13 protein-coding genes (1 of these 13 only partly in view) are annotated in these 13,061 nt (G+C 69.0%); 9 read left to right on the top strand and 4 right to left on the bottom strand.

The genetic code is table 11. From position 1 onward, the window contains the following. Positions 1-38: 38 nt before the first annotated feature. Together accC and accB are read right to left on the bottom strand one after the other, a co-directional pair. Entirely contained in the window at positions 39-1,385 is a 1,347-nt protein-coding gene (gene accC / locus KF887_17120; protein ID QYK43628.1) for an acetyl-CoA carboxylase biotin carboxylase subunit, read from the bottom strand. Between the two features lie 25 nt (positions 1,386-1,410). Next, positions 1,411-1,902 (bottom strand): acetyl-CoA carboxylase biotin carboxyl carrier protein, encoded by a 492-nt coding sequence (gene accB, locus KF887_17115; GenBank protein ID QYK41082.1) that lies wholly within the window; start codon positions 1,900-1,902, stop codon positions 1,411-1,413. A gap of 227 nt (positions 1,903-2,129) precedes the next feature. Here accB and KF887_17110 point away from each other — a divergent pair, with 227 nt between their 5' ends. The 7 genes from KF887_17110 to KF887_17080 all read left to right on the top strand — a co-directional run bounded on the left by KF887_17110 (position 2,130) and on the right by KF887_17080 (position 10,028). Beyond that, complete coding sequence (locus KF887_17110; protein QYK41081.1) at positions 2,130-3,500, top strand: NAD(P)-dependent oxidoreductase; 1,371 nt, start codon at positions 2,130-2,132, stop codon at positions 3,498-3,500. Beyond that, complete coding sequence (locus KF887_17105) at positions 3,497-3,859, top strand: DUF1428 domain-containing protein (protein ID QYK41080.1); 363 nt, start codon at positions 3,497-3,499, stop codon at positions 3,857-3,859. The genes KF887_17110 and KF887_17105 overlap by 4 nt, the downstream gene beginning before the upstream one ends. A gap of 3 nt (positions 3,860-3,862) precedes the next feature. After that, on the top strand, positions 3,863-5,164 hold the full coding sequence (gene preA, locus KF887_17100) for an NAD-dependent dihydropyrimidine dehydrogenase subunit PreA (protein ID QYK41079.1): 1,302 nt from the start codon (positions 3,863-3,865) through the stop codon (positions 5,162-5,164). A gap of 101 nt (positions 5,165-5,265) precedes the next feature. Further along, the gene (locus KF887_17095; protein QYK41078.1) at positions 5,266-5,874 is read left to right on the top strand and encodes an exonuclease; all 609 of its coding nucleotides are present in this window, start codon (positions 5,266-5,268) and stop codon (positions 5,872-5,874) included. A 331-nt stretch (positions 5,875-6,205) separates the two neighbouring features. Beyond that, positions 6,206-7,357, top strand: a complete 1,152-nt coding sequence (locus tag KF887_17090; GenBank protein QYK41077.1) for a COX15/CtaA family protein — start codon at positions 6,206-6,208, stop codon at positions 7,355-7,357. Beyond that, positions 7,354-8,838: a carboxypeptidase M32 gene (locus tag KF887_17085; protein QYK41076.1), complete on the top strand. Its 1,485-nt coding sequence runs from the start codon at positions 7,354-7,356 to the stop codon at positions 8,836-8,838. The genes KF887_17090 and KF887_17085 overlap by 4 nt, the downstream gene beginning before the upstream one ends. Next, positions 8,835-10,028 (top strand): MFS transporter, encoded by a 1,194-nt coding sequence (locus KF887_17080; GenBank protein QYK41075.1) that lies wholly within the window; start codon positions 8,835-8,837, stop codon positions 10,026-10,028. Before KF887_17085 ends, KF887_17080 begins: the two co-directional genes overlap by 4 nt. Before the next feature lie 14 nt (positions 10,029-10,042). On the opposite strand, the gene KF887_17075 is transcribed toward KF887_17080, so the two are convergent. Continuing rightward, the gene (locus KF887_17075; protein ID QYK41074.1) at positions 10,043-10,834 is read right to left on the bottom strand and encodes an enoyl-CoA hydratase; all 792 of its coding nucleotides are present in this window, start codon (positions 10,832-10,834) and stop codon (positions 10,043-10,045) included. 57 nt (positions 10,835-10,891) lie between these two features. Between KF887_17075 and KF887_17070 the strand changes: the two genes are divergently transcribed. Next, positions 10,892-11,308: a PaaI family thioesterase gene (locus KF887_17070; protein QYK41073.1), complete on the top strand. Its 417-nt coding sequence runs from the start codon at positions 10,892-10,894 to the stop codon at positions 11,306-11,308. Between the two features lie 4 nt (positions 11,309-11,312). Here the strand turns inward: KF887_17070 and KF887_17065 are convergent, their stop codons facing one another. Then, a complete protein-coding gene (locus KF887_17065; protein QYK41072.1) occupies positions 11,313-11,684 on the bottom strand; it encodes a polymer-forming cytoskeletal protein in 372 nt (123 codons plus the stop codon). Between the two features lie 155 nt (positions 11,685-11,839). On the opposite strand from KF887_17065, the gene KF887_17060 reads away from it, so the two are divergent. Next, positions 11,840-13,061, top strand: partial view of an amidohydrolase gene (locus KF887_17060; GenBank protein ID QYK41071.1) — the 5' portion only. Its footprint extends 443 nt past the window's final position; only the first 1,222 of its 1,665 coding nucleotides appear in the window; it begins with the start codon at positions 11,840-11,842; its stop codon lies beyond the right edge, outside the window.

Below are 13,061 nucleotides of genomic sequence, written 5' to 3'. Positions count from 1 at the left end.
GCAGGGGCGGGGCCCCCGCCGGATGGCGGGCGGGCGCCCTAGCCGAACTGCGCCGCCAGCCACTTTTCCAGCCAGTGGATCGTGTAGTCGCCGTTCTGGATGTCGGGTTCGGCCAGCAGCGCGTGGAACAGCGGCACTGTCGTGTCGACCCCGTCCACGATCAGCTCGCCCAGTGCCCGGCGCAGACGCGCCAGCGCCTCGGGCCGGTCGCGGCCGTGGACGATCAGCTTGCCGATCAGGCTGTCGTAATAGGGCGGGATCGAATAGCCGGAATAGAGCGCCGAATCCATCCGCACGCCAAAACCGCCCGGCGCGTGGAACATCTTGACCCGCCCGGGGCAGGGCGAGAAGTTCGGCAGCCGTTCGGCGTTGATCCGCACCTCGATGGCGTGGCCGTTGATCTCGAGATCCGACTGCGCGAAGGACATCGGGTATCCGGCGGCCACGCGGATCTGTTCGCGCACCAGATCGACGCCGAAGATGTATTCGGTGACCGGGTGTTCCACCTGCAGGCGGGTGTTCATCTCGATGAAGTAGAAATTCCCGTCCTCGTACAGGAACTCGACCGTCCCGGCGCCGATGTAGTTGATCTTGGCGACGGCGGCGGCGCAGATGCCGCCGATCTCGGCCCGCATCTTCGGGGTGATCGCGGGGCCCGGCGCCTCTTCGAACACCTTCTGGTGGCGGCGCTGCAGCGAACAGTCGCGCTCGCCCAGATGCACCGCGTTGCCCTTGCCGTCACCGAACACCTGAATCTCGATATGGCGCGGCTTTTGCAGGTATTTCTCGATATAGACCTCGTCGTTGCCGAAGGCGGCCTTGGCCTCGGACCGGGCGGTGCGGAAGGCGATCTCCAGCTCCGTCTCGGACTTCGCCACCTTCATGCCGCGCCCGCCGCCCCCGGCGGTGGCCTTGATGATCACCGGATAGCCGATGGATTCGGCGGTCTTCTTCGCCGTCTCGAAATCCGGCACGCCGCCTTCCGACCCGGGCACCACCGGGATGCCCAGCGACATGGCCGTTTCCTTGGCGGTGATCTTGTCGCCCATGATGCGGATATGTTCCGCGTTCGGGCCGATGAAGGTGATCCCGTGGTCCTCGAGCGCCTGCGCGAAGGCCGCGTTTTCCGACAGGAAGCCATAGCCGGGGTGCACGGCCTGGGCGCCCGTGATCTCGCAGGCCGAGATGATGGCGGCCTTGTTCAGATAGGATTCGGTGCTGGATGCCGGGCCGATGCAGACGCTTTCGTCCGCCATGCGCACATGCATGGCATCGGCATCGGCCGTGGAATGCACCGCGACCGAGGTGATGCCCATCTCGCGGCAGGCGCGGATCACGCGCAGCGCGATCTCGCCACGGTTGGCGATCAGGACCTTGTCGAACAGGCGGGGGGCGGTCACGCGCGCACCCTCATTCGATGATCATCAGGGGGGCGCCGTATTCCACGGGGCTGCCATCCTCGATCAGCAGGCGCTTCACCACCCCGGCGCGGGGGGCGGGAATGTGGTTCATCGTCTTCATCGCCTCGATGATCAGGACGGTCTGGCCCTCGGTCACCGCGCTGCCGACGGGCGCAAAGGCCGAGGCACCCGGTTCGGGCGACAGATAGACGGTGCCGACCATGGGCGAGGTCACGGCCCCGGGGTGCTGCGCGGGGTCTTCCGACAGGGCGGCGGCCACGGGCGCGGCGGCGGCCGCGCCGGGCGCGGCGCCCACGGGCACCGGGGCATAGGCCATGGGTGCCGACTGGATCACCGTGACCTGCTTGACCACGCGCACTTCCAGCGCGTCAGCCTCTCCGTACTCGCGCTTGACGCTCAGTTCCGTCAGCTCGTTCTTGTTCAGAAGTTCGGCCAGTGCCTGGATGAAGGCCACGTCGGCTTCGGTGGAATGTTTGCTCATGCCGTCCTCGTTGGCGTGTCCGATGGCCGCGTCTTCGTCGCGGGCCGCCCCGCTGCGCGTTGCCAAGGTGTATAAGGCAAGGCCCCGGGGGTGAAAAGCCGCGTTGTCTGCCGGTTTTTCGGGCAGCGGGTCCGTGTCCTGCGCCGTTCCATAATTTACCGTTTGATAAAAAACCAGACGCATGGCAGCCTTTCGGGAAAAATCGAAGCCAGGGAGAGACCCCAGCCATGGGACACCAGAGCGTGAAGCACGGGCCAAAGCACGGGCCGCTGACCCCGGGTGTGGTGCCCGGCAGGCTTTCGCCCGAGGTCTATGCGGCGAACTTCGCCGATCACGAACCCGCGCTGGACGGGCATGAGGCGCGGGTCGCGGCCGACCGCTGCTATTTCTGCCATGACGCGCCCTGCATCACCGCCTGTCCCACCGCCATCGACATTCCCCTGTTCATCCGCCAGATCGCCACCGGCACGCCCGAGGCGGCGGCAACCACGATCTGGACCCAGAACATCCTGGGCGGCATGTGCGCCCGGGTCTGCCCCACCGAAACCCTGTGCGAGGAAGCCTGCGTGCGCGAGGCGGCCGAGGGCAAGCCGGTCGAGATCGGCCGCCTGCAACGCTTCGCCACCGACACCGCGATGGCCAGGGGCCGCCACCCCTTCACCCGGGCGCCGGCCACCGGCAGGCGGGTGGCCGTGGTCGGGGCGGGGCCTGCGGGACTGGCCTGCGCGCACCGCCTGGCGATGCACGGGCATGATGTGACGATCTATGATGCGCGGCCAAAGCCGGGGGGCCTGAACGAATACGGGATCGCCACCTACAAGACCACCGGCGGTTTCGCGCAGGCCGAGGTCGAGTGGCTGCTGTCCATCGGCGGCATCACGGTCGAGACGGGGCGCGCCCTTGGCCGCGACCTGACGCTCGATGGGCTGCGGGGCGGGTTCGACGCGGTTTTCCTGGGGATGGGCCTGGCGGGTGTGAACGCGCTGCGCGCCCCGGGCGAGGACCGCGCGCATGTGACGGACGCGGTCGCGTTCATCGCGGGCCTGCGCCAGTCGGACCCCGGCACGGTGCCGGTGGGGCGCGACGTGGTGGTGATCGGGGGCGGCATGACGGCGGTGGATGCGGCCGTGCAATCGAAACTGCTGGGCGCCGAGAACGTGACCATCGTCTATCGCCGGGGCCGCGAGAAGATGAGCGCCAGCGCCCATGAGCAGGATCATGCGGCGCAGGCGGGGGTGAAGATCGTCGCGCATGCGATGCCCCTTGCGGTGCATGGCAACGGCGCGGTCCAGGAGGTGGAGTTCGCCTATACGGTCGAGGGCCCCGAGGGGCTGATGCCCACGGGCGAGACGTTCCGCCTGAAGGCCGACCAGGTGTTCAAGGCGATCGGTCAGACGCTCGCGGGGGTGCCGGACGGCCTGGCGATTGCGGGTGGCAAGATCGCGGTGACGGGACCCGGGCGCACCAGCGTTCCCGGAGTCTGGGCGGGCGGCGACTGCGCGGCGGGGGGCGAGGACCTGACCGTGACGGCGGTGGCCGAGGGGCGGGATGCCGCCGAGGACATCCACGCCGTCCTGAGCCTGGGGGCCGCGCCATGACCTTCGTGGACGGTTTCGTTGCGGCGGTTCCCGACAGCCATCGCGCCGCCTATGAGGGCGAGACGCGAAAGCTCGCCGACCTTTTCATCGAATGCGGCGCGGTCGAGGTGGTCGATGCCTGGGGCGCCGATGTGCCCGAGGGCAAGCTGACCTCGTTTCCCATGGCCGTCCAGCGGAAGCCGGGCGAGACGGTGGTGTTCGGCTGGGTGGTCTGGCCGTCGCGCGCGGTGCGTGACGCGGGCTGGGAAAAGGCGATGGCCGATCCGCGCATCGCGGCCATGCCGGGCGATCTCTATGACGGCAAGCGCATGATCTTCGGCGGTTTCGACGTGATCCAGACCAGACGGAAAGGAGACTGAGCCATGGCCAGCCTAGCGACACGTTTCATCGGCATCCGTTCCCCCAACCCGTTCTGGCTGGCCAGCGCGCCGCCGACGGACAAGGAATACAACGTCGTGCGCGCCTTCCAGGCCGGATGGGGCGGCGTCGTGTGGAAGACACTGGGCTCCGAAGGTCCGCCGGTCGTCAACGTCAACGGCCCGCGCTATGGCGCGATCTGGGGCGCCGACCGCCGCCTTCTGGGGCTGAACAACATCGAACTGATCACCGACCGCCCGCTCGAGGTGAACCTGCGCGAGATCAAGCAGGTCAAGCGCGCCTGGCCCGACCGCGCCATGGTGGTCAGCCTCATGGTGCCCTGCGACGAGGAAAGCTGGAAGGCGATCCTGAAAGCGGTGGAAGACACCGAATGCGACGGGGTCGAACTGAACTTCGGCTGCCCGCACGGCATGTCGGAACGCGGCATGGGCAGCGCGGTGGGCCAGGTGCCCGAATACATCGAGATGGTCACCCGCTGGGTGAAAAAGCACAGCCGCCTGCCCTGCATCGTCAAGCTGACGCCCAACATCACCGACATCCGCAAGCCCGCCGAGGCCGCGAAACGCGGCGGGGCGGATGCGGTCAGCCTGATCAACACCATCAACTCGATCACCTCGGTCAACCTCGACAGCTTCAGCCCCGAGCCGATGATCGACGGCAAGGGCGCGCATGGCGGCTATTGCGGCCCGGCGGTCAAGCCCATCGCGCTGAACATGGTGGCCGAGATCGCCCGCCATGCCGACACGCGCGGCCTGCCGATCTCCGGCATCGGTGGCGTCACTACATGGCGCGACGCGGCCGAGTTCATGGCGCTGGGGGCGGGGAACGTGCAGGTCTGCACCGCCGCGATGACCTACGGCTTCAGGATCGTGCAGGAGATGATCAGCGGCCTGTCGCAGTATCTCGACGAAAAGGGCATCGCCCTTGACGGGCTGATCGGCCGCGCGGTGCCGAACGTGACCGACTGGAACCAGCTGAACCTGAACCACGTCACCAAGGCCCGCATCGACCAGGACGCCTGCATCAAGTGCGGCCGCTGCTATGCCGCCTGCGAGGACACCAGCCACCAGGCCATCCTGATGAAGCCCGGCCGCGTGTTCGAGGTGAACGATGCCGAATGCGTGGCCTGCAACCTCTGCGTCAATGTCTGCCCGGTCGAGAACTGCATCACGATGGAGACGCTGCCCCAGGGCGCGACCGACCCGCGCACCGGCCGGGTGGTCGGCCCCTATGCCAACTGGACCACGCATCCCAACAACCCGATGGCGGTGAAGGCGGCGGAATAGCCGCCGCCCCGGGCGGCGGCGTTGCGGGAAACGTGGTCGTTGGCATCCGGAACGGCCCGGCGTAGCCCTCCCGGGAACCTTTCTCGCGGAACGGGGATGCCATGAAGTCTGCCCTGGTCTTTGACTGCGAGTTTCTTTCCGTCGAAGGCGCGCCATCCCGGTTCTGGTGCGGTCCTCTGGACCCTGACCCGGTTGTCGCGCAGATCGGCGCTGTCAGGATCGGCCTGGACGCGGATTTTCCGGTGCTCGACACGCTGAGGCTGCATGTGATCCCCCGGAACCGATACGGCGACCGGTACGGGCTTGACCCGTTCTTCACAAGGCTCACGGGCATCACCGAAGACGCCATCGATCAACACGGGGTGCCGCTGGACAAGGCCCTTGAACAGACGATGGATTTCGCCTCGGGCGCAAGACTCTGGTCCTGGGGCAAGGACGAATTCAACATGGTCGCGATAAGCTGCTATGTCGAAGGTCTGCGGCCGCCGATACCGGCGACGCAGTTCGGAAACGCCTGCCAGCTGTTTCTCAAGGCGGGAATGCCCTATGACGATATCAAGCGCACGAGAAGCAATTCCCTGGCCGCGTACTACCGGCTGGATCATCCACCCCTGCGCGGGCACGATGCGCTGGACGACGCGCTGTGCGTTGCCTATGCGATCCAGCATCTGCTCCGGCAGGGGTCGCTTGACGCTGCGGATTTCGACTGAAGTCCGGTATCGCATCCGTCCGTGATGCGCGCCGGGCCCCCCGCCCGGCGCGCGTCCCGCCACCGCATCCGGCAAGGCGCCCTGGCCGCCGATGTCCCCGATGCCATGCCGGATGACACCGCGCGGTTCACCGCCCCGCGCGCCCGGTTCCGCGCCGCGAGGGGCAACAATCCTTAAAAAACCGTGAATCCCTGACCATCAAGCCATTGATATCGCGTAACTAAAAAAGCGTCCCACGGTGGGACGCACCCGGCCTGCGACCGCTTGGCCCGCCACCTTGAACCCCCCGCCCGGCCCCCCTAATCTCGGCCCCGAATGAAGGGGGCCCAGCATGGCAGCCAAGCGCAGCATCTTCGAGGAGGTCGGCACCAAGGCCCCCCCCGCCCCGACCGCCGGGCTGATCTCCCGCGACACCGGCCCTGCCCGCCGTGCGATCCGGGCGTGGCTGGCCATCCTGTTTGCCCTGGTGGTCACGATGATCGCGGTGGGCGGCCTGACCCGGCTGACCGACTCGGGCCTCTCGATCACCGAATGGCGCCCGGTGACCGGTGCCCTCCCCCCGATGACCGAGGCCGAATGGACGGCCGAGTTCGAGAAATACCGCGCGATCCCGCAGTACCAGCTGGTGAACCGGGGGATGACGCTGGAGGCCTTCAAGTCGATCTACTGGTGGGAATGGGGGCATCGCCAGCTTGGCCGGGTGATCGGCCTGGTCTGGGCCGTCGGGTTCCTGGGTTTCCTCGCCGCCCGCCGCATCCCGCCGGGCTGGGCGCCCCGGCTGTTGCTGCTGGGCGTGCTGGGCGGGGTGCAGGGCGCCATCGGCTGGTGGATGGTGGCCTCGGGCCTGACCGGGCAGATGGTCTCGGTCGCATCCTACCGGCTGGCCACGCATCTGGGCCTCGCCTTCGTGATCCTGGGGCTGATCGCCTGGTACATGTTCCTGCTCGGCCGATCCGAGACCGACCTGCTGACCGCGCGCCGCGCCCGCGAGGGCCGGCTGTTCGGACTGTCGACCGGGCTGATGCACTTCGCCTTCCTGCAGATCCTGCTCGGGGCGCTGGTGGCGGGCATCGACGCGGGGCGGGGGTTCCCGACCTGGCCGCTGATGAACGGCCAGCTTTTCCCGGCCGATGCCTTCTACGTGCCGGACGGCGGCGGCACCTGGCGCGCGTTCTTCGAGAACCCGGGGCTGGTGCAGTTCGTCCACCGGATGTCGGGCTATCTGCTGTTCGCCTTCGGTGTCGTGGTCTGGCTGCGCGGCCGCCGCTCGGCCCATGGCGCGACACGGACGGCGTTCAACGCCGTCATGGCGATGCTGGTGGTCCAGATGGGGCTTGGCATCTGGGCGGTGCTGACCGCGGCACAGCTGCACGTGGCGATCAGCCACCAGATCGGCGCGGTTGTCCTGTGGGTCCTGATCATCCGGGCCCGGTATCTGAGCCAGTACCCCGTGGCGGGGTCGATCCGGAAGGGAACGGCATGAGCGCGAACAACACGGCCTATGCCGACCTGATGGAGTTCACCCGGCAGACGGTGGCCCTGTCGCAGATCGCCGGCCGGCTGGGCTGGGATCAGGAGACGATGATGCCCCGCGGGGCCGCCGGACAGCGTGCCGAGGAGATGGCCGCGATCGAGGGCGTGCTGCACGCGCGGCGCACCGATCCGCGCGTGGCCGACTGGCTGGCGGCCGCCGACCCCGCCGATGACGTGGCCCGCGCCCAGCTGCGCGAGATCCGCCGGTCGCATGACCGCGCGGCCCGGATCCCGGCGCGCCTTGCGCAGGAGATCGCGCGCGTCACATCGGCCGCGCAGGGTATCTGGGCCGAGGCCCGGGCGGCCGATGATGTCGCGGCCTTCCTGCCCACTCTGGCACAGGTCGTCGCGCTGAAGCGGGAAGAGGCGGCTTGCCTGGCGCAGGGCGGCGACCTTTATGACGCGATGCTGGACGACTATGAGCCCGGCGCGACAGCGGCCGGAATTGCCGCGATGTTCGACGCGATGCGCCCGCGGCTGCGCGCCCTGCGCGCGGCCTGCCTGTCTGCGGCGCAGCAGCCCCCCGTTCTGGAGGGGCATTTCGGGCATGACGCCCAGATGCGGCTGGCGCGCGATCTGGCCACCGCCTTTGGCTATGACTGGGATCAGGGACGGCTGGACCTGGCCGTGCATCCGTTCAGTTCCGGTTCCGGGCGGGATGTGCGGATCACCACGCGGGTTGTCGAGACCGATCCCTTCAACTGCTTCTATTCGACGATCCACGAGGTCGGCCACGCGACCTATGAGCTTGGCGTCGACCCCGACTATCTGCTGACACCGATCGGGCAGGGCGTGTCGATGGGCGTCCATGAAAGCCAGAGCCGGATCTACGAGAACCAGCTGGGCCGGAGCCGGGCCTTCACCGGCTGGCTGCATGGGCGGATGGGTGAAAGCTTCGGCGATTTCGGCATCGCCGACCCGGGCGAGTTCTACCGCGCGGTCAACCGGCTGCGCCCCGGGTTCATCCGGACCGAGGCGGATGAAGTGCAGTACAACCTGCATGTCATGCTGCGGTTCGACCTGGAGCGCGCACTGGTGGCGGGTGACCTTGTGGTGGGCGATCTGGAGGCCGCCTGGAATGACCGTTTCCGCGCCGATTTCGGGCTGACCGTCGAACGCGCGTCGCAGGGCATGTTGCAGGATGTGCACTGGTCGGTGGGGCTGTTCGGCTATTTCCCGACCTACAGTCTTGGCAATCTCTATGCCGGATGCCTGCATGTGGCGCTGCGGCGCGAGGTGCCCGATCTGGATGCGGCACTGGCGCGGGGCGACGCATCACCCGCGACCGGCTGGCTGCGCGAGAAGGTGCAGCGGCACGGCGCACTGATGGCGCCGGCCGAGGTGATCACCCGGGCCTGCGGGGTCGCGCCGGAAGCCGGGCCCCTGCTCGACTATCTGGACGCGAAGTTCGGCGAAATCTACCGCCTGTGACCGACAGCCCCGCGCCCCATGGCCCCGGCTACGGCCATGGGGTCTGGCTGCTCGCGGTCGGGCAGACACTGGGCTATGCCTGTTTCTTCTACATCTTCGCCGCGCTGATCCTGCACTGGCAGCGGGACACCGGGTGGGAGCCGACCACCCTGGCGCTCGGGCCGACGCTGGCCATCCTGATCGGGGCCGGGCTGGCCGCGCCGGTGGGGCGGGCGGTGGACCTGGGCCACGCGCGCCGGATGATGCTGGCTGGGCCGGTGGTCGGGGCGCTGTCGCTGGCCGTGATGGCGATGGCCGAGGTGCCCTGGGCCTATCTGGCGGCATGGGCGGGGCTGGGTGTGGCGCAGGCGTTCAGCCTGTACGAGGTGTGCTTTGCGCTGCTGATCCGGCGGTACGCGGAGGCCGCGCGCGGCGCCATCACCCGCGTCACGCTGGTTGCAGGGCTGGCATCGACGCTGGCCTTTCCGGCCGGGAACATGCTGGCGGATGCCTTCGGATGGCGCGTGGCGGTCTGGGTGGCGGCGGGGGCGGGCGCCGCGATCGTGCCGCTGCATCTGTTGGGCATGCGGGCGATCGCGCCCCGGGGCGGGGTGGTGGTGCCGCAGCCGGGCAGGGGCGCACCGCTGGCGGCGCTGCGCCGACGGGGGTTCTGGCTGATGGCGGGGCTGTTCGCCTCGGTCAGCCTCGGGCACTGGATGGTCGTCAGCTTCCTGTTGCCGATCCTCGCCGAACGCGGCGTCGCGCCCGGGCTGGCCGTGTTCGCCGCATCCTGCATCGGGCCCGCGCAGGTGCTGGGCCGACTGGCCCTGATGCAGTGGGAGGCGCGGATCGGAACGGCCCTGGCGACCACGCTGACCATGGCGGGATTTGCCGCCGGTGCCGGGCTGCTGGCGCTGGCGGGGGCGGGCGCGGCCTTCGTGCTGAGCTTTGCCGCGGTTCAGGGGGCGGCCATGGGGGTGATGACGATCCTGCGGCCGGTGCTGATCGCCGATGTTCTCGGCCGCGAGGGGTATGGCGCGATGGCCGGGATGCTGCAGGTTCCGGGGCTGATTGCCAGTGCGATGGCGCCGGTCCTGGGGGCGGTGCTGATGCAGGCCGGAGGGGCGGACCTTGTGACGGCGGCGGCGGGCACGCTGGCTCTGGCCGCGATGATGATCGCGCGGGCGGTGCGGGGCAGCCAACGCGGCTGATGCGGCGGCGGGCGTCAGCCCTGCCAGTCGGGCGGCCGCTTTTCCAGAAAGGCGGCGATGCCTTCGTCGGTATCGCGCCACAGCATGTTTTCCACCATCACCTCGCCGGTCATCCGGTAGGCCTGGGCAAGCGGCAGGCCGATCTGGTCATGAAAGGCACGCTTGCCGATCCGGACGGCGGCGGTGAGCTTGGCCGCGACGGTGGCGGCCAGCCGGTCGGTTTCGGCCGTCAGGTCCTCGGGCGGGACCACGCGGTTCACCAGCCCGATTTCGCAGGCGCGGGTCGCGTCGATGAAGGCGCCGGTCACCAGCATCTCGAACGCCGCCTTGCGCGGGACGGCGCGGGTCAGCGCCACCATCGGGGTCGAGCAGAACAGCCCGATGTTCACGCCGTTGACCCCGAAGCGCGTGCCGTCCGCCGCCACGGCCATGTCGCAGGAGGCGACAAGCTGGCAGCCGGCGGCGGTGGCGATGCCGTGGACCTGGGCAATCACCGGCTGTGGCAGGGTGGGGATCATCTGCATGACCTCGGCGCAGCGCGCGAAGAGGTCGGCGAAATAGGCCGCGCCGCGATCAGGCGCCTGCCGCCCGGCCTGCATCTCGCGCAGGTCGTGGCCCGCGCAGAACGCCTTGCCCGCCCCCGCAAGCACGATGACGCGGGTCTGGCGATCTTCCGAAAGCCTCAGAAATTCGGTGCGGAGCGCGGCCAGCATGGCGTCGGACAGCGCGTTCAGGCTGGCGGGGGCGTTCAGTGTCAGCCGCGCCACGCCGCCCGCGTCGGTTCGCTGCAAAATCGCATCGGTCATCTTGCCATTCCCCCGCTTTGCCGGAACCTTACGGAGGAGCGGCGGGGGAAGAAAGAGATGCTGGTGATGGATGCAGCGGCGCTGACCCAGTTTCTGCGTCGGGATTTTGCGCAGGTGGCCGACGATTTCGACGTGGGCGACGTGACGCCCGAGGGGATTGCGGTGCGGCTGCGCGTTGCCGAGCGGCATCTTCGGCCAGGCGGGACGGTTTCCGGACCGACGATGTTCGCGCTTGCGGATGTGGCGTTCTACCTGGCGATCCAGAGCCGGATCGGGCCGGTGGCGCTGGCCGTGACCACGAACTGCTCGATCGACTTCATGCGCAAGCCCGAAGCGGGGCGCGATCTGGTCGGGCGCGCACGGCTGTTGAAGCTGGGGCGGGTGCTGGCGGTGGGCGATGTGCTGATCTGGTCGGACGGGATGGCCGAGCCCGTGGCGCGGGCCGGACTGACCTATTCCATCCCGCCGCGCTGAACCGTCATTCCTTGGGCTTGCGGAACGATCCCTCGACCGTCGCGCCGCTTTCGATGGTGAGCGAGGCATAGGTGACATCTGCGGTGACCTGCGCCGGCGACCGCAGCATCAGGCCCTGGGTGGAAATACCCCCGTCCATGCGCCCGCGAATCTCGACCGTGTCGGCGGCCACGGTCCCGGTGACCCTGCCCTCCTGCGTAATGACGAGTGTACGGGCGCGAATCGATCCCTCGACCTCACCCATTACCTCGACCGTGCCTTCGGCGGTCAGATTGCCCACGATACGCAGATCGGCGGACAGGACAGACCGCCCCGGCGCGCGCGTCGCGGGCGGAAGGGGCGCGCCCGTCTGCGGGGCGGGTGGCTGGGTGGTCATGCGGCGTCTCCCTCGGTCGGCCGCCCGGATCGGGCCGCCCGGCGGATAAGGCGGGAAGGCCCTTCGTCGGTCAAGAGGGCGCGGCGGAATTCCGCCGGGGGTGACAGATGGCGTCTTCGATGCTTGACTGCCCCGGCCGCAGCCGGAGATGCCCGATGACCCCCGACCTGATCCTGACAGATGCCCGTGTCCTGACGATGGACCGCAGCAACCCGCGCGCCGAGGCGGTCGCGATTGCCGGCGGCCGGATCGTTGCCGTGGGCAATCGCCGGACGATCGAGGCGCTGGCCGGGCGGGATACGCAGGTGATGGCCTGCGGTGGGCGAACGGTGCTTCCCGGCTTTGTCGAAAGCCACCTGCACCTGGTGCTGGGGGGGGCTGAGCTGACGCATCTGTTCCTGGGGGGCGTGAAGGGTGCGGAGGCACTGTCCCGTGCCTTTCGCGAGTTTTCGGCGCGCAACCCCTCGGCGCCGCTGCTGATGGCGCAGGCGGCGGACTATGCGATGCTTGACCACGCCGTCACGCGGCACGACCTGGACGCGGTGATTGCCGACCGCCCCATCGCCATGTCGGCCGCCGACCACCACACGGTCTGGGCGAACACGGCGGCCCTGCGGGCGGCAGGGATCCTGCATGGCGCGGCCATGCCACCCGGGCATGAGGTGGTCATGGGGCCGGATGGCACCGCGACGGGCGAGTTGCGCGAGTTCGAGGCCTTCGCACCGGTGATTGCCCTGGGGGGCGAGGCGCGGTTGCATCTGGGGATCGCGACCGGGGGCGAGCCGGACCCCTGGCCCGATGCCGCCGCACGCGCGATCGACCGTGCCAAGGTGCTGGCCGGGCTGCGGCACTGCGCGGCGCGGGGCATCACCTCGATGGTGAACATGGACGGCAACCGCTACACCCTGGAACTGCTGCGCGAGATGCAGGCAGCGGGCGACCTGCTGGCGCGCGTGAAGGTTCCGTTCCATTTCAAGCCGCAGATGGACCTGTCGGAACTCGACCGCGCGGCGGCGATGACCCGCGATTTCGCGGATGACTGGCTGAGCTGCGGATTCGTCAAGATGTTCATGGATGGCGTGGTCGATTCGCGCACGGCCTTCATGCTGCGCGACTATCCGGGGCATCCGGGACACCGGGCCGAGCCGCTGTTCGAACCGGGTCGTTTTGCCGCGATCTGCACCGAGATCGATCGACGTGGATTGCAGATCGCGGTGCATGCCATCGGCGATGGCGCGGTGCGCCAGACGCTGGACGGCTATGCGGCGGCGCGCCAGTCGAACGGACCACGCGACAGCCGCCACAGGATCGAGCATATCGAGCTGATCGACCCTGCGGATGTCCCGCGCCTTGCGGCCCTGGGGGTGACCGCCAGCC

It is taken from the genome of Paracoccaceae bacterium (assembly GCA_019454225.1).
In the GTDB taxonomy this organism is placed as follows: Bacteria; Pseudomonadota; Alphaproteobacteria; order Rhodobacterales; family Rhodobacteraceae.
This window is presented reverse-complemented; position numbering and strand designations above follow the sequence as displayed.

Coding starts and splice junctions, on each gene's coding strand:
- accB (QYK41082.1), bottom strand. CDS start 1,902: ATGAGCAAACATTCCACCGAAGCCGACGTGGCCTTCATCCAGGCACTG.
- KF887_17110 (QYK41081.1), top strand. CDS start 2,130: ATGGGACACCAGAGCGTGAAGCACGGGCCAAAGCACGGGCCGCTGACC.
- KF887_17105 (QYK41080.1), top strand. CDS start 3,497: ATGACCTTCGTGGACGGTTTCGTTGCGGCGGTTCCCGACAGCCATCGC.
- preA (QYK41079.1), top strand. CDS start 3,863: ATGGCCAGCCTAGCGACACGTTTCATCGGCATCCGTTCCCCCAACCCG.
- KF887_17095 (QYK41078.1), top strand. CDS start 5,266: ATGAAGTCTGCCCTGGTCTTTGACTGCGAGTTTCTTTCCGTCGAAGGC.
- KF887_17090 (QYK41077.1), top strand. CDS start 6,206: ATGGCAGCCAAGCGCAGCATCTTCGAGGAGGTCGGCACCAAGGCCCCC.
- KF887_17085 (QYK41076.1), top strand. CDS start 7,354: ATGAGCGCGAACAACACGGCCTATGCCGACCTGATGGAGTTCACCCGG.
- KF887_17075 (QYK41074.1), bottom strand. CDS start 10,834: ATGACCGATGCGATTTTGCAGCGAACCGACGCGGGCGGCGTGGCGCGG.
- KF887_17070 (QYK41073.1), top strand. CDS start 10,892: ATGCTGGTGATGGATGCAGCGGCGCTGACCCAGTTTCTGCGTCGGGAT.
- KF887_17065 (QYK41072.1), bottom strand. CDS start 11,684: ATGACCACCCAGCCACCCGCCCCGCAGACGGGCGCGCCCCTTCCGCCC.